Here is a 15,070-nt window from a genome sequence, read left to right as displayed (position 1 = left end):
TTACGAGGGGCGGCAGTCTAAGGCCCGATCACAGCCTCAGCAACTGTAAATACAGGGAATTTGTCCGACAGGACCCGGAAACTGCTCTGACACAGGTGCCACACGGCCATCGGAGTGCGTTTATAGCAAGAAATTCAGTCGAGCGGCTGTATATAGAAGACAAACGGCTAACCGTAACGCAGGATAGCCAGCACTGCCTGCGCTTCGCACGCCAACGAACACCAGGGACTGACAATTGCCTCAGGCTCGGCTAGGTTATGCCTTCCCACCGGTTCGACTTGAAGGAACGCGTCATGAAACTGATTGGCATGCTCGACTCCCCTTACGTGCGCCGCGTAGCAATCTCCGCCAAATGCCTAGGGATCGACCTCGAACACGAGTCGGTCTCGGTGTTCCGCCACTTCGAACGATTCCAGCAGATCAACCCTGTGGTCAAGGCGCCCACATTGATCCTCGACGACGGCGTGGTCCTCATGGACTCGACCCTCATCCTCGATTACCTCGAAGCCAGCTCCGGCAAAAGCCTGCTGCCAAGCGATCTCAAACAACGCGCCCAGGCCCTGCGCCTGATCGGCCTGAGCCTCGCCGCCTGCGAAAAAGCCGTGCAGCTCTACTACGAACGCAACCTGCGCCCGGCCGACATTCAATATCAGCCGTGGGTCGAACGCGTCGAAGGCCAGCTCGCCGCCGCATTTACCGCGCTGGAAAAAGAACTTGAACACAGTGACTTGCCTGTCGACGGCTCCCTCGCCCAGGACGGCATCAGTCTGGCGGTTGCCTGGAGCTTCACCGACCTTGTCGTGCCGGATCAGATCGACGCCGCGCGCTATCCACGTATCGCCCAATACACCGCCTACGCAGAAGGCACCGATGCGTTCATCAGCACACCGATGAACTGATCATGAGCTCCACCGACACCGCCGCCCCGGCGTTAAAGGAAATCTTCAACGCCGAGCGCTTGCAGCACATCGCTGACGAAATGAGCGCGGTGTACCCGGCGTTCAAGGCCAAGACGTTTCTCAAACACGCCCAGGACGGACTCGCTGAACTATCAGTAATGCAACGCATGGCGCGTGTCAGCGAAAGCCTGCATGCCGTGCTGCCGCTGGACTACGAAGATTCCCTTGAAGTGCTGTTCGAACTCGCGCCACGGCTGAACAGCGGCTTCGTCAGCATGTGCCTGCCACACTACGTCGCGAGCTACGGCGCCCATGCGTTCGACACCTCAATAGACGCGCTGAAGTACTTCACCAGCTTCGGCTCCTCCGAATTCGCCATCCGCTACTTTTTGCGCAGCGACCTCGAGCGCTCGCTGGAACGAATGCATGACTGGACCCGAGACGAAAACCACCACGTCCGCCGCCTCGCCAGCGAAGGCAGCCGCCCTCGCCTGCCGTGGTCGTTCCGCCTGGAAGCGGTGCAGGCTGATCCGCAGCTGGCCGCCGGGATACTGGATCGGTTGAAGGCGGACGAGAGCTTGTACGTGCGCAAGTCGGTGGCAAATCATTTGAATGACGTGACGAAGGTGCATCCGCAGTGGGTGTTGGACACGATTGAAGGTTGGTCGCTGGAGAACAAGCACACGGCCTGGATTGCCAAGCATGCGCTGCGCAGTTTGATCAAACAGGGCGACGTGCGCGCGCTGACGGTGATTGGCGCAGGGGCGAAGGCTGAGGTTGAGTTGTTGGATGCGCGGGTTGAGCCTGCGGTGGTGAGGTTGGGGGAAGCGATTACTTTGTCGTTTACGGTGAAGTCCATGGTGGCGCACGAGCAAAGGCTGGTGATTGATTATGCGATTGAGTATGTGAAGGCGAATGGCGGGGTTTCGAGGAAGGTTTTCAAGTTGAAGACTTTGGGATTAGCGGGTTTCGGGACTGAGGTAGTGCGACGGAATCAAGTCATCAAGGATTTTACTACGCGCAAGCATTTTGCCGGGCGACATGGGGTGCAGGTGATGGTTAATGGGGAGGTGTTGGGTAGTGCGGCGTTTGAGGTTTTGATTTGAGGCGTGAGTTGTTTATTTACCAAAACAGCCGGTAGCGGTTCAGTGCACTGGCAGCCGTGCTTCGACATTGCGCGCGGCGGCACAGTGGACGACTCACGGCTTCAGCGCTTACCAACTTCCGTACGGGATGCCGAATTTCTCGATATAGCGCTTGGACTTTTCGCTGACGGGATAGGCGTAGCGTCCTTGGTTCTTACCCTGACTCGGTCCTAAAGGCTCGATCTCTGCCTGTGCTCTGGCGACTTTGATCGGATGGTGGCACTCGTCTCTGACCCAAACCTGCACAACGCCGCCAGGCGCCAGGCCCAGATAGACCGATGAAATATAGGTACTCCGCCGCTCTGGTGTTTTCGCGCAGCGCTGCGCGACCGAAGTCCGCATCATTTGCCTGGCTTCTTCGGGTATATCTACCCAAGCCCGATAAGTTTGAGGCTCTACGATGGACTGCCAGCGAACAAAAATTCTTTTTGGGAGATCAGCGCCGACCACGGCTTTTGCGGACGCGCCCACTCCGCCCCAACCACGGGCCGATTCGGTGCCGTCTTCAGGTTGCCCGCCCGATGCCGATCCACCACCGGTACGCAGAAATGTTTTTCCCTTTATATCTTCCACAGCAGTGTCTTCAACCCAGACCTTCATGTAGTTGGGTTCGGTGAAACCGAGTTCCCACCAAGGGGATTTAGGGTCGTTTTTTGCTGACAGCGGGTCGGCATTACAACCAGCCACAAAAAGCGTACACAGCAGTGCTGTAAATAACTTCATTACCAAAGCGTCCAGTCAGGTACGTGTGGGTGCTTTACTCGGATTGCATCTTCCGTGGGGGCGTTGATGTAAACAGCTCTGATGCCACTCCCATCTCTCCTGCCAAGCGGATGGTTCCAGTTGGCGGACGTGTGAATGTACTTGAGTTTGAGTATTTGCTCCTCCTCTGGCGTGGTGCTGTAGTCGCCGGAGACAAAACGATCACACATGGGCTTGAGTTCTTCAGGAACGGCGAAGTCTGGCGTCTCGGGAATGTCTTCGAAGAGAACGCCTTTAGCTCTGGCGAGTTGATGCATCACGCGCAGGCTCACTCTCGACAGTAATCCACTCACCGGACGCTTGAGTTGGACGGCCGCATAGACTCGCTTGACTTGAGGACTAAGTCGATCCTGAGGGCTGACCGGTAGCAGTAATGGCGGTGGCGTAACGATCTCGAGATTTTCGAGCGGCCAACCCTTGGCTAGCCACTGATTTCTCACATTGATCGCATCCTGGTAGATCGATGTGGTAGCGACGTCAGTATACGTACCGACCTCTAGCGTCTGCATTGGGCTAACGAGAACACACTCTTCAGCGTCCTCAAGGTAACCCCCTCCCACATCGGAATGCACACCCGGCAAGACGATTTCCGGATGATCCATCGCTACTCGATTGAGAGCAAAGTTAGCCCTGCATTCATCCCGCGCAGCCAACTGCACAACGTCGGTGAAATAACGTCGGTCGAGATAGAGTTTGACCCCCGTTGCGACTGCGCTTTTTATGTTGCCCAGATTGGACCATCCAGCAATCGACGGTACCGTGTCGAACAGCCCAATGAAGCCCACGTTGATGTCGCTGTGATACTGATCAACAAAGGTCGAACTGAGGGCATCGGACATACTGCGGAGAATGTCGCCTAAAGGCCCTTGTTTGCCACGCACTATCTCGTTGGCGAAATGTCTGGCGGCTGCGGCACCGCGACTAAAGCCAAACGTGTCGAAAGTCAACGAAGCAATTTCACTACCGGGATTTTTGTCCAATACTTCAGTGATACGCTGCTCGATCACCGCGAAACAGGATTGGACTCGCCCTGCAACGCCGGTTTCACCACGTCCTGTACCGGCGCCGAATTTACTGTCTTCTTCACCTGAACGGGTACCTATACCTTCGACGTAGACCATACCGAAAGCTCTCTTTCGTGGCCCTTCTCCCTCAGCGAGTCGTGTTGCTCCATACAGTTCGCTCAGCTTCTTCACATTGCTGACATCGTTGCCATAACTACTATCCGGATCACCCATATAAGGCTGGCAACTGGCGGGAATATCTTCAGGCGCAATCGGATGCTGAGCGCCACACAACAACCCCGCAGCAGAGTTGTTCGCATTGTTGCCCGTGCCATCAAAGAACACCCCGATCCTCAACGCAATCCCGATTTTCTCAGGTTCGCGCGCAGGCTCTTTCCCATGCTTCTCATACTCGGCCCAATGCCGGGCGTGTATGTCGACGGGTTTGGCTTCTTCGTAGCGATAGTTTTTCGGCGGGTTTGGAACGTAGCCACTCAATCCTTGATTCCTTCTGATCCTTGAAGAACGGCCAGAAGGGTGACAGCCGGGAGGGAGCGGTGCAAGCCGTGGCGGTGTGCCAGCCATGGAGCGTCAGTGCGAGCAGGCTCACTCCCAAAAAGGAATGAGCCTGGCTGGGGATGGCGGGTCAAATCGACCGCTGATTCACCCGCGCCATCAACTGTTCAGCACTTTCCTTGCGCTCGGAATAGCGGTCCACCAGGTGCGCCTGCTGCCCACGCAGCAGCACGGTGAACTTGACCAGTTCTTCCATCACATCCACCACACGGTCGTAGAACGGCGAGGGTTTCATCCGCCCTTCTTCGTCGAATTCCATATAGGCCTTCGGCACCGAGGATTGGTTGGGGATGGTGAACATGCGCATCCAGCGGCCGAGGATGCGTAGTTGGTTGACCACGTTGAACGACTGCGAGCCGCCGCAGACTTGCATCACCGCCAGGGTTTTGCCCTGGGTCGGGCGCACAGCGCCGAGTTCCAGCGGGATCCAGTCGATCTGCGCTTTGAACACGGCGGACATCGCGCCGTGGCGTTCCGGCGAGCACCAGACCTGGCCTTCCGACCACAACACCAGATCGCGCAATTCCTGCACCTTGGGATGGTCGACCGGGACGTCGTCGGGCAATGGCAAACCGGATGGGTTGAAGATCCGCGTTTCGGCGCCAAAGTGTTCGAGCAGGCGCGCGGCCTCCTCGACCAGCAAACGGCTGAACGAGCGCTCGCGGGTCGAGCCGTAGAGAAGAAGAATGCGCGGTTTGTGTTCGCCGACATTCGATGGCTTAACAGCGTCGATCAGGCTGGCGTCGAGGTTGGGCAAATGATTTGTCATGAAGCCTCCTTACAGCGTGCCGATGCGATCGAGTTCGGCTTTCAGTTGCTCGCGACTGAGCGAGTGAAACGGCAGATCGAGGAAGGCTTGGCAGCGTTCACCGATGCGCATCAGAGTGGCTTGGAATGCTCCGTCGATTGCCGCTTCGTCGCCCTGCACTTCGGACGGATCTTCCAGTCCCCAATGCGCTTTCAGTGCCGGGCCGAAATACACCGGGCAAGTTTCGCCGGCGGCTTTGTCGCAGACAGTGATAACGATATCCGGCGGGCTGTCTTCAAAGGCTTCGTTGCCTTTGCTGTGCAACCCGTCGATGGCGATTCCGTACTTTTGCAAGGTAGACAGGCTGCGCGGCAGGACTTGGCCTTTGGGAAAACTGCCTGCACTCACCGCTTGGAAACCATCGGGGGCCAGGTGATTGAACATGGCTTCGCAAAGAATGCTGCGGCAGCTGTTGGCTGTGCACATGAACAGGACTCGCATCGATGCGCTCCGTAGAAAATGGAAGATTCAGCAGCAGGCGCGTTCGCGCACGGGACGGCCATCCATGTGTTGCAGGCGTGCGGCGTTGTCTTTGAGCCAATCGGTATTGGCTTTGGACGTCACCTGGAGGATTTCGCCAATCCATGCCGGCAATTGCGGATTGAGGCGGTAATACACCCATTGGCCCTGTCGCCGGTCGAGCAGCAAACCATTGCTGCGCAGTTGCGCAAGATGGCGGCTGATTTTCGGCTGGCTGTCGTCGAGCGCACACATCAGCTCGCAGACGCAGAGCTCACCTTGCTCGGCGATAAGCAGGATGGCGCGGACACGGGTTTCGTCGGCGAGGCTTTTGAAGACTTCGGTGGGGGTGATCATGGTGCTCGGTTCGCGATATGCGGGAAAACGAATATACGGATATCCATATATATGGGCAATCAATATCCAAAGATCGCAGCCTTCGGCAGCTCCTACAGAAATCGGTGCAGGAGCTGACGAAGGCTGCGATCTTTTGATCTCAAAGGTTTAGCAACAACCCCTGCTCCGCCTCACACAACCCCACCATATAATCCCAGACCACCCGCAGCCGCACCGATTTATGCAGCTCCCGCCGTGTGCTGATCCAGTAGCTGCGCTCGATGCTTTCATCCGGCAGCAGCGCGACCAGATCGGCATCGGATTCGGCCATGTAGCAGGGCAACACTGCGATGCCCAATCCCGACCGCGCCGCCTCCTGCTGCGCGATCACGCTGGTGCTGTGGAACACCACGCGCGGGCTGCGACAGAAGCTGTTGAGGAACATCAGTTCCTGACTGAACAGCAGGTCGTCAACGTAACCGATCCATGCATGTCGGCTCAGGTCTTCGCGGCTTTGCAGTGGCGGCGCGTTGTCGAGGTAGGTTTGGCTGGCGTACAGCGCGAGCCGATAGTCAGTCAGCTTGCGCGTGACCAGCATATCGGCGGATGGCCGCTCGAGGTGGATGCTGATTTCCGCTTCGCGGTTGAGGATGCTGACAAAGCGCGGCACGGCGACCAGTTCCACTTCCAGCCCGGGATAGCGCTCGAACAGACCGATCATGCGACTGGCGAGGAATTTGATGCCGAGGCCTTCGGTGACACCGACGCGGATCTTGCCCAGCGGCGCGGTGGACTGGGTGATTTCTTCCTGCGCCAGCAGCGCGACGTTTTCCATCGCTTCGGCGTGCTTGAGCAGCGCCTCCCCCGCCGGAGTCATTTCATAGCCTTGGGCGTGCTGGACGAACAGCGCCGTGCCGAGGCTTTTCTCGATCGACTCGATGTGCCGCGCGACCGTCGCGTGGGTGGTGTTGAGCCGACGCGCGGCAGTGAGCAGGCGACCGCTGCGTTGCAGTTCGAGAAAAAAGCGCAGGTCGTTCCAGTCGAACATGGCGGTTCCTTGTCGGCTATCGTCGTTTCAGGCTGTTTGAAAACGCACAGCGGCTGCGCAAAAACTAACATTCTTTTAACGAAAGCTAACAACTAGAGTGTCCGACAATAAAAACAAAAAGCGAGGTCAGGGCATGCACACGTCCCTGGATGAATTCGACTACATCGTGGTCGGCGCCGGCCCCGCCGGGTGCCTGCTGGCCAATCGGCTTTCAGCGGATCCCCAGCAGCGGGTGTTGCTGCTCGAAGCCGGCGGCCGCGACAACTACACGTGGATTCACATTCCTGTGGGTTACCTCTTCTGCATCGGTAACCCACGCACCGACTGGTGCTTCAAGACCGAAGAACAACCGGGCCTCAATGGCCGCGCGCTGAGTTACCCGCGCGGCAAGGTGCTGGGCGGCTGTTCGTCGATCAACGGCATGATCTATATGCGCGGCCAGGCCGGCGACTACGACGGTTGGGCGGCGGCTGGCAATCCGGGCTGGGCGTGGAAAGACGTGCTGCCGCTGTTCAAACAGAGCGAAAACCACTTTGCTGGCGGCGCTCAATTTCATGGCGATCAGGGCGAATGGCGAGTCGAGCAACAGCGTCTGTCGTGGCCGATTCTCGATGCCTTTCGCAGCGCTGCCGAGCAAAGCGGCATCGCCAGCATCAATGACTTCAACCAGGGCGACAACGAAGGCTGCGGCTACTTTCAGGTCAACCAGAAAGCCGGGGTACGCTGGAACGCGGCCAAGGCATTTTTGAAACCGCTGCGCAGCCGGGCGAACCTGACTGTGCTGACCGGCGTAGAGGTTGATCGTGTCTTGCTGGAGAACGGCCGCGCGACGAAAGTCAGCGCGCGCCATGAAGGCCAGATCAGACAGTTCAAGGCGCGCAAGGAGATTGTTTTGTGCGCCGGCTCGGTCGGTTCGCCGTGCATTCTGCAGCGCTCCGGCATCGGTCCGCGGCCGCTGCTTGAGCGCTTGGGCATCGGCGTGATTCATGAGCTGCCGGGCGTGGGCGGCAACCTGCAGGATCACCTGCAACTGCGCCTGATCTACAAGCTGGAAAACGCGCGTACCTTGAACCAGATCGCTGGCAGCGTGTGGGGCAAGATGGGCATGGGCCTGCGCTATCTGTACGACCGCAGCGGGCCGCTGTCGATGGCGCCGAGTCAGTTGGGCGCATTCGCCCGCTCCGGTCCGGAGCAAACCTCGGCGAACCTGCAATACCACGTGCAGCCCTTATCGCTGGAGCGTTTCGGTGAGCCGTTGCACAGCTTCCCGGCGTTCACCGCCTCGGTGTGCGACCTGCGCCCGCAGAGCCGTGGGCTCATCGAGATTCGCTCGGCCGATCCGCAAGCGGCACCGCTGATTCAGCCCAATTACCTCAGCCACCCGCAAGACTTGCGCGTCGCCGCCGATGCGATCCGCCTGACCCGGCGCATCGTCAGTGCCCCTGCCCTGCAGGCGTTCAAACCGGTGGAATACCTGCCCGGCGCCGACCTGCAAAGCGAAGAACAATTGCACGAAGCGGCGGCAAAAATCGGTACGACGATTTTCCACCCGGTCGGTACTTGCCGCATGGGCAACGACGGCGACGCGGTGGTCGATGCGCAACTTCGCGTGCACGGCGTACCGGGTTTGCGCATTGCCGATGCGTCGATCATGCCGAAAATCACCTCGGGCAATACCTGTTCGCCTACGCTGATGATTGCCGAGAAGGCTGCTCAACTGATTTTGGCTAAACCTGTACACAGTTCTAATGTGGGAGCGGGCTTGCTCGCGAAAGCGGAGTGTCATTCACCCTTGATGTGACCGACCCGGCCCCTTCGGGAGCAAGCCCCCTCCCACAGTTTTTTGCAGCAGACTCAAGGCATCGCGCTTCATCCGGACACGCAACACCAGTGGAACAACAAAAACAATCACTGTGAGGGATACCGATATGTCAGACCACGCTCAGCCGCTGGACGCCGCGGGTAGCGCCGAGACCGGCAATGCGACACAGAAAGTCATCTTCGCCTCATCACTCGGGACGGTGTTCGAGTGGTATGACTTCTTCCTCTACGGCGCCCTTGCGGCGGTGATCAGCAAGCAGTTTTTCGCCGGAGTCAACGACACCACCGCGTTCATCTTCGCGCTGATGGCGTTCGCCGCCGGCTTCATCGTGCGGCCGTTCGGCGCATTGGTGTTCGGCCGCTTGGGCGACATGATCGGGCGCAAATACACTTTCTTGGCGACGATCATTCTGATGGGCGTGGCGACGTTTTGCGTCGGACTGCTGCCGACCTACGCCAGCATCGGCATCGCGGCGCCGATCATTCTAGTGGTGCTGCGCATGCTTCAGGGCCTGGCGCTCGGCGGCGAATACGGCGGCGCGGCGACCTACGTGGCCGAACACGCTCCCATCGGCAAACGCGGCTTCCACACCAGCTGGATTCAATCCACCGCGACCCTCGGCCTGCTGTTGTCGCTGCTGGTAGTGCTCGGTTGCCGCTACTTCACCGGCGACCAGTTTGAAGTCTGGGGCTGGCGCATTCCGTTCCTGCTGTCGATCGTGCTGCTGGGCATTTCCACCTGGATTCGCCTGAGCCTGCACGAGTCGCCGGCCTATCTGAAAATGAAGGAAGAAGGCAAAACCTCGAAGGCGCCTATCCGCGAATCCTTCGGCAAATGGGAAAACCTCAAAGTCGTGCTGATCGCCCTGTTCAGCATCAACGCCGGGCAAGCGGTGACCTTCTACGCCGCGCAGTTCTACGTGCTGTTCTTCCTCACGCAGTTCCTGAAAATGGACCCGGCAGTGGCCAACAGTCTGCTGATCATCAGCGTGGTGATCGGCGCGCCGTTCTTCATCTTTTTCGGCTGGCTGTCGGACAAGGTCGGGCGCAAACCGGTGCTGATGCTCGGCCTGCTGCTGGCAACCGCGCTGTACTTCCCGATCTTCAAATCCCTGGCCCACTACGCCAACCCGGCGATTGATCTGGCCAGCCGTCAGGCACCGATCACCGTGCTCGCCGACCCGGCGACTTGCACCTTCCAGTTCGATCCGGTGGGCAAGGCCAAATTCGACAGTCCCTGCGACAAGGTCAAGACCTTCCTGGTCAAGCAAGGCCTGCCCTACTCCAGCGTTGCTGCGCCGGCGGGTAGCGCCGTGCAGGTGAGTGTCGGCGACGTGAAGCTGGATGGTTTCGATGAGGCGGCACTGCGCGGCGCGATCACCCTCGCCGGCTATCCGCAACAAGCCGATATGCAGCAGATCAACAAACCTATGATCGTCGCACTGATCGTCGCGCTGATTATCATTTCCGCTATGTGCTACGGCCCGCTCGCCGCGCTGATGGTCGAACTGTTCCCGACGCGCATTCGCTACACCTCGATGTCGCTGCCGTATCACATCGGCAACGGCTGGTTTGGCGGATTCCTGCCTACCGTGTCGTTTGCGCTGGTGGTGTACACCGGGGATATTTTCTACGGGCTGTGGTATCCGGTGCTGATTACCGGGGTGAGCCTGGTGGTGGGGATGATTTGCCTGCGTGAGACGAAGAATATCGATCTCGACAAGAACTGAAAACGCGCTGACAACAATGGCGAGGGACGCGATCCTCTCGCCATTTTTTTTGGCTCAGATGTCCGCTTTGATCACTTCGAATTTCACCTGGTCCGGATAAAACGCCAGGTAGTCGCGGATCGGCGCGACTGACACTTTCGGATTTTCGTAAGTCCACGCTGCGTTGGCGACCTCATGCCCAGGCACCTGCAGGGTGAAATAACTGGCGTCCCCCTTGTATGGGCAATAGCTGCTGTGGTCGGTGCGGGCAAAATATTTCCCGTCGACGTCTTCGCGGGGGATGTAGTACACCGGCGGGTAGTTGGCTTCGTTGAGGATCAGCGCGTGGGAGGAAGCGGCGACCTGAATGCCGTGGAATTTCACCAGCAGGCAGCCGCTCAGTTGTTCGACGCTGATCACGGGGCTGGGGCTTTTCATGGGAATTCTCCTGAAGACGGCGAAGAGACCGGTTCAGGTATAGCCGATGGGCTCGGGTCTGGTTGAGATTGCAGCCGAACGGCGAAAATCTTTGGCAATCGTTTTATCTGTATATCCATACAGATAAAAGTTGCTCGCGCCGCAGACTCCAGCCATCCTGTGCGCTCCCACAAACCAATCAGCGATGGTAGCTATGCGGCTGTACCTCTGTGAAAAACCTTCCCAGGCCAAAGACATCGCGGCCGTGCTCGGCGCAAGGCGTCGCGGCGACGGTTGCTGGTTGGGGACGGACGTCACAGTGACCTGGTGCATCGGCCACTTGCTCGAAACCGCTCCGCCGGATGCCTATGACGCGCGCTACAAACGCTGGGTGCTGGCCGATCTGCCGATCATTCCCGACAAATGGAAAATGACCGTCAAGCCGCGCACCGCCAGTCAGTACAAAGCGGTGAAGCGCCTGCTTGGCGAGGCTAGCGAACTGGTCATCGCCACCGACGCCGACCGTGAGGGCGAAATGATCGCCCGCGAACTGGTCGAACATTGCCGCTATCGCGGGCCGATCCGCCGTTTGTGGCTGTCGGCACTCGACGAGGCATCGATTCGCAAAGCCCTGGCTGCGCTGAAGCCGGGAGCCGAGACTTTCAGCCTGTATCACTCCGCGCTGGGCCGTTCGCGAGCAGATTGGCTGATCGGCATGAACATGAGTCGACTGTTCACCTTGCTCGGCCGGCAGTCGGGTTATCAGGGCGTTTTGCCGGTGGGCCGAGTGCAGACGCCGACCTTGCGACTGGTGGTGGACCGCGACCGCAGCATCGCCGATTTCGTTCCCGTACCGTTCTGGGCAATCGACGTGGATTTGCTGCACAACGGCACGGCGTTTACCGCGCAATGGCGCGCACCAGCGGACGTTTGTGATGATCAGGATCGCTGCCTGAATCAAACGTTGGCGCAACAAGCGGCAGCTGCGATCAGCAATGCTGACAGCGCACGGGTGATCAAGCTGAAAACCGAGCGCATGCGCGAAGTGGCGCCTCTGCCCTTCGATCTCGGCACCTTGCAGGAAGTCTGCTCGAAGAAGCTTGGCCTTGGCGCCCAGGAAACCCTCGACATCGCCCAGGCCCTTTACGAAACCTACAAAGTCATCACCTACCCGCGCAGCGATTGCGGCTTCCTGCCGTTGAGCCAGCACAGTGAGGCGCCATCGATCCTCACCGCGTTGCGTCAAGCGGATCCGAGCCTTGAGGCGCTGCAGGGCTTTCTCGAACCGCAACGGCGCTCGCGGGCCTGGAATGACGCCAGGGTCAGCGCTCACCACGGCATCATCCCCACCATCGCCGCGAAGAATCTCGAACGCCTGAGCGGCAAGCACCGCGCGGTGTACACGCTGATTCGCGCGCGCTACCTGGCGCAGTTCCTGCCCAATCACGAATACGATCGTACCCAGGCCGATTTCGACTGCAACGGGCAGGCGTTGCGTGCCGTGGGCAAGCAGATCATCGAACCGGGCTGGAAGCGCGCATTGCCCGAGGCACTGGCCCCGGCCAAGGGCCGCGAAGCGCCCGCGCCGCAAACCTTGCCGGCTCTGAGCCAGGGCGTCGAATGCGCTGTGGCGAAGGTGAATCTCAAGGATCTGTGGACGCAACCGCCAAAACCCTACACCGAAGGCGATCTGATCAAGGCAATGAAAAACGTCTCCAGACTGGTCGAAGATCCGCTGCTCAAACAGAAACTCAAAGACACCACCGGCATCGGTACCGAAGCCACCCGCGCGTCGATTATCCAGGGTCTGCTTGATCGAGGTTATCTGGTGAAGAACGGTAAGGCGCTGGCTGCGACGCCGGCCGCTTTCAGCCTGATCGACGCAGTGCCACGGGCAATCGCCGATCCGGGCACCACAGCCATTTGGGAACAAGCGCTGGACATGGTGCAAAGCGGCGAGATGAGTCTGGAAGAATTTGTCACCAAACAGGCCGCGTGGATGAGCAAGCAGGTCACCCGCTGCTCCGCCCTCAGACTGACCATCAGCGGCCCGCCTCCCGCCGGCAAAGCCGCAGCGCCGTGGAAGAAAAAACGCAAGTCGACGGCCAGCAAAACCGCCGGTCCGCGCAAACGCACGACACGGCCGGCGACCCGCTGAAACCCTTAGGGGTGCCTTCTGCAGGTTGCTGAAACGTATCTTTTCTCATTCCAAAACAGCTTTGTCCGACAATATGTAGTGCTCGAAAATAATCACTACAAAACCGTTGACGGCGTCGTTTTGCTTTTGCATGATGAAGACGTTCCCCGATCGGGAGCGTTGGTAACACGCTTGAGCAAACTCGTCTGACCGCCGAGTTGTTTTTTCCGGATACACGCTGCCCACAAGGCAGATTGAAGAAGCTGACCTGGCCTGAACGTCCAGTACAAGGACGAGAAGCGCTGGCGAAAATTCTCAAGACGCTTGTGGTCGACACTGGACATGTCGTCAAGGAGCCTCCCGGTTTTCGCTGCTTCTCCTCGTTGTGACGCTATTGCGTAGCAGTTATTCAACACGACTACATGCAACAGATGCACGACCCCGTACTTCACACGGGCGAGCGCTGACGTCCTGGTTTCGGTGCCAGGGATCAACTAACCGATGGGCTACCTGTATTAGCGAATCAACTTTGAAAGATCACCAGACTGGTCAAGGGGCATAACAATGAATCTGAATAATCAACCCACCATCGAAGAACTGGCTCGGATGTTCGCGGCGCAAAAAGACAGCCACGACAGCCACATTCTCTGGATCAGCAAGTCGGGTCAGGTGCATATCGACTGCCTGTCGCCCCACGCTGGCGAAGAAGAATTCGACCGCAACCATCAGAACCTGCTGGCCCGCCTGAAGATGTACCGCCGCGGCCACGGTTATGTCGGCAAGAAGGCGGCGGCCGACAAGGACTTCATTGGCAGCGTGCTGCAGACGCTGAAGCAGGCGTGGGATTCGATGCAGAACAAAAATGAAGTTCGGGTGATTGATCGGTTTTATTGAGTAATAGCTGCAATCACGAAAGGGCCTGCTTCCAAGGTGGAGCAGGCCCTTTTTACATCCAGAACGCGCGCAAAGATGTTCATGCGTTATGCGTTTGCAGAACAAGGTCAACAAACGCCAGCGCCGCCGCGCTGTGATAATTATTCCTGCGCCGCAACAACGCCGCTCCACGCTGTGGCGCCTCCCCTTCGACCCGCAAGCGGCGCCATGCGCGGTCTTCGCTGGCAATCGCCTCGGGCAGCATTGTCGCGAGCGGCGAATGGCGCACCACTTCCAGCAATGTACTCACCGAATTCACCTCGATCCGCACCTGCGGCGTAATCCCCTGCTCGCGGAAATACTCATCAACCGATAACCGCGTGATGAAGCCCGGCGCCAGCAAGGCGAAATCCAGTGAAGCAACCTCCACCGGCGTCAACACCGAATGGCTGTCATACAGCGGATGCCCAGGCCCGACCATGATTCCCAGCGTCTCGGTAAATGCCGGAATGCATTCGAGATCGGCATTGCGCACCGGCGTAAACGCGATCGCGACATCCAGCGAGTCATCCGCCAGCCCGGCCTCGATGTCGTCCATCGACAACTCGGAGATCTCCAGATGAATCCCGGGAAACCGTGCCCCGTAGTCGCGCACCAGTGGCCCGACCAGATACGCCATGAACGTCGGCGTCATCGCCAGGCGCAGCGTGCCGCGGGACAAATCCTTCACGTCGTGCAACGCGCGCTGCCCGGCCTCCAGCTCCACCAGCACGCGCCGCGCGCATTCGATGTAAGCCGCGCCGGCATCCGTCGGTTTCACCGTGCGTGAGGTGCGATCGAACAGGCTCACGCCGAGGGTTTCTTCCAGTTGCCTAATCTGCTGCGACAACGTCGGCTGCGACACATGCAGCGCTTCGGCGGCGCGGGTGAAGCCACCGTAATCGGCAACGGCGAGCAAATAACGCAAATGTCGCAACAGCATGGGGACACCATCTATAGGCAAGACTTATGCAAAGCATTGTATATCGGTCTTGGACGCTATGAATCGACCGGCGCAACATTGTTTCCACACAAGC

14 protein-coding genes are annotated in these 15,070 nt (G+C 58.8%); 6 read left to right on the top strand and 8 right to left on the bottom strand.

Translation table 11 applies throughout. From position 1 onward, the window contains the following. The first annotated feature begins 293 nt into the window (after positions 1 to 293). Together ACP7D9_RS01610 and ACP7D9_RS01605 are read left to right on the top strand one after the other, a co-directional pair. Positions 294 to 899, top strand: a complete 606-nt coding sequence (locus ACP7D9_RS01610) for a glutathione S-transferase (RefSeq protein WP_426155266.1) — start codon at positions 294 to 296, stop codon at positions 897 to 899. A gap of 2 nt (positions 900 to 901) precedes the next feature. Continuing rightward, a complete protein-coding gene (locus ACP7D9_RS01605; protein WP_426155264.1) occupies positions 902 to 2,005 on the top strand; it encodes a DNA alkylation repair protein in 1,104 nt (367 codons plus the stop codon). Positions 2,006 to 2,113: 108 nt separating this feature from the next. Here the strand turns inward: ACP7D9_RS01605 and ACP7D9_RS01600 are convergent, their stop codons facing one another. From ACP7D9_RS01600 to ACP7D9_RS01575, 6 genes are all read right to left on the bottom strand, one after another. Beyond that, positions 2,114 to 2,767 carry a DUF2931 family protein gene (locus ACP7D9_RS01600; RefSeq protein WP_101155193.1) on the bottom strand — a complete coding sequence of 218 codons (654 nt, stop codon included), beginning with the start codon at positions 2,765 to 2,767 and terminating at the stop codon, positions 2,114 to 2,116. Beyond that, complete coding sequence (locus ACP7D9_RS01595; protein WP_426155262.1) at positions 2,767 to 4,308, bottom strand: phospholipase effector Tle1 domain-containing protein; 1,542 nt, start codon at positions 4,306 to 4,308, stop codon at positions 2,767 to 2,769. Before ACP7D9_RS01595 ends, ACP7D9_RS01600 begins: the two co-directional genes overlap by 1 nt. 148 nt (positions 4,309 to 4,456) lie before the next feature. Next, on the bottom strand, positions 4,457 to 5,155 hold the full coding sequence (arsH, locus tag ACP7D9_RS01590) for an arsenical resistance protein ArsH (protein ID WP_426155260.1): 699 nt from the start codon (positions 5,153 to 5,155) through the stop codon (positions 4,457 to 4,459). Between the two features lie 9 nt (positions 5,156 to 5,164). Beyond that, entirely contained in the window at positions 5,165 to 5,635 is a 471-nt protein-coding gene (locus ACP7D9_RS01585; protein ID WP_426155258.1) for an arsenate reductase ArsC, read from the bottom strand. Positions 5,636 to 5,662: 27 nt separating this feature from the next. Beyond that, positions 5,663 to 6,010 carry a metalloregulator ArsR/SmtB family transcription factor gene (locus ACP7D9_RS01580; RefSeq protein WP_426155256.1) on the bottom strand — a complete coding sequence of 116 codons (348 nt, stop codon included), beginning with the start codon at positions 6,008 to 6,010 and terminating at the stop codon, positions 5,663 to 5,665. Between the two features lie 139 nt (positions 6,011 to 6,149). After that, complete coding sequence (locus tag ACP7D9_RS01575; protein ID WP_426155254.1) at positions 6,150 to 7,037, bottom strand: LysR family transcriptional regulator; 888 nt, start codon at positions 7,035 to 7,037, stop codon at positions 6,150 to 6,152. 133 nt (positions 7,038 to 7,170) lie between these two features. Between ACP7D9_RS01575 and ACP7D9_RS01570 the strand changes: the two genes are divergently transcribed. Further along, positions 7,171 to 8,838 (top strand): GMC family oxidoreductase, encoded by a 1,668-nt coding sequence (locus ACP7D9_RS01570; RefSeq protein WP_426155252.1) that lies wholly within the window; start codon positions 7,171 to 7,173, stop codon positions 8,836 to 8,838. 127 nt (positions 8,839 to 8,965) lie between these two features. Continuing rightward, entirely contained in the window at positions 8,966 to 10,588 is a 1,623-nt protein-coding gene (locus ACP7D9_RS01565) for an MFS transporter (protein ID WP_101155206.1), read from the top strand. A 54-nt stretch (positions 10,589 to 10,642) separates the two neighbouring features. Here ACP7D9_RS01565 and ACP7D9_RS01560 read toward each other — a convergent pair whose 3' ends face one another. Beyond that, positions 10,643 to 11,005, bottom strand: coding sequence for a DUF427 domain-containing protein (locus ACP7D9_RS01560; RefSeq protein WP_313004788.1), 363 nt, complete (start codon positions 11,003 to 11,005; stop codon positions 10,643 to 10,645). Between the two features lie 193 nt (positions 11,006 to 11,198). On the opposite strand from ACP7D9_RS01560, the gene ACP7D9_RS01555 reads away from it, so the two are divergent. Next, positions 11,199 to 13,142 (top strand): DNA topoisomerase III, encoded by a 1,944-nt coding sequence (locus ACP7D9_RS01555; protein WP_426155249.1) that lies wholly within the window; start codon positions 11,199 to 11,201, stop codon positions 13,140 to 13,142. A 543-nt stretch (positions 13,143 to 13,685) separates the two neighbouring features. Further along, positions 13,686 to 14,015 carry a hypothetical protein gene (locus ACP7D9_RS01550; RefSeq protein ID WP_073471181.1) on the top strand — a complete coding sequence of 110 codons (330 nt, stop codon included), beginning with the start codon at positions 13,686 to 13,688 and terminating at the stop codon, positions 14,013 to 14,015. Positions 14,016 to 14,094: 79 nt separating this feature from the next. Here the strand turns inward: ACP7D9_RS01550 and cynR are convergent, their stop codons facing one another. Continuing rightward, positions 14,095 to 14,976 (bottom strand): transcriptional regulator CynR, encoded by an 882-nt coding sequence (cynR, locus tag ACP7D9_RS01545; protein ID WP_426155247.1) that lies wholly within the window; start codon positions 14,974 to 14,976, stop codon positions 14,095 to 14,097. Positions 14,977 to 15,070: the final 94 nt, after the last annotated feature.

The organism is Pseudomonas sp. TSRC2-2, from assembly GCF_049897785.1.
Lineage (GTDB): Bacteria > Pseudomonadota > Gammaproteobacteria > Pseudomonadales > Pseudomonadaceae > Aquipseudomonas.
This window is presented reverse-complemented; position numbering and strand designations above follow the sequence as displayed.

What these genes read in the sequence shown, in the direction of transcription:
- ACP7D9_RS01610 (WP_426155266.1), top strand. Translation starts at nt 294, where the DNA reads ATGAAACTGATTGGCATGCTCGACTCCCCTTACGTGCGCCGCGTAGCA.
- ACP7D9_RS01605 (WP_426155264.1), top strand. Translation starts at nt 902, where the DNA reads ATGAGCTCCACCGACACCGCCGCCCCGGCGTTAAAGGAAATCTTCAAC.
- ACP7D9_RS01600 (WP_101155193.1), bottom strand. Translation starts at nt 2,767, where the DNA reads ATGAAGTTATTTACAGCACTGCTGTGTACGCTTTTTGTGGCTGGTTGT.
- arsH (WP_426155260.1), bottom strand. Translation starts at nt 5,155, where the DNA reads ATGACAAATCATTTGCCCAACCTCGACGCCAGCCTGATCGACGCTGTT.
- ACP7D9_RS01585 (WP_426155258.1), bottom strand. Translation starts at nt 5,635, where the DNA reads ATGCGAGTCCTGTTCATGTGCACAGCCAACAGCTGCCGCAGCATTCTT.
- ACP7D9_RS01580 (WP_426155256.1), bottom strand. Translation starts at nt 6,010, where the DNA reads ATGATCACCCCCACCGAAGTCTTCAAAAGCCTCGCCGACGAAACCCGT.
- ACP7D9_RS01575 (WP_426155254.1), bottom strand. Translation starts at nt 7,037, where the DNA reads ATGTTCGACTGGAACGACCTGCGCTTTTTTCTCGAACTGCAACGCAGC.
- ACP7D9_RS01570 (WP_426155252.1), top strand. Translation starts at nt 7,171, where the DNA reads ATGCACACGTCCCTGGATGAATTCGACTACATCGTGGTCGGCGCCGGC.
- ACP7D9_RS01565 (WP_101155206.1), top strand. Translation starts at nt 8,966, where the DNA reads ATGTCAGACCACGCTCAGCCGCTGGACGCCGCGGGTAGCGCCGAGACC.
- ACP7D9_RS01560 (WP_313004788.1), bottom strand. Translation starts at nt 11,005, where the DNA reads ATGAAAAGCCCCAGCCCCGTGATCAGCGTCGAACAACTGAGCGGCTGC.
- ACP7D9_RS01555 (WP_426155249.1), top strand. Translation starts at nt 11,199, where the DNA reads ATGCGGCTGTACCTCTGTGAAAAACCTTCCCAGGCCAAAGACATCGCG.
- ACP7D9_RS01550 (WP_073471181.1), top strand. Translation starts at nt 13,686, where the DNA reads ATGAATCTGAATAATCAACCCACCATCGAAGAACTGGCTCGGATGTTC.
- cynR (WP_426155247.1), bottom strand. Translation starts at nt 14,976, where the DNA reads ATGCTGTTGCGACATTTGCGTTATTTGCTCGCCGTTGCCGATTACGGT.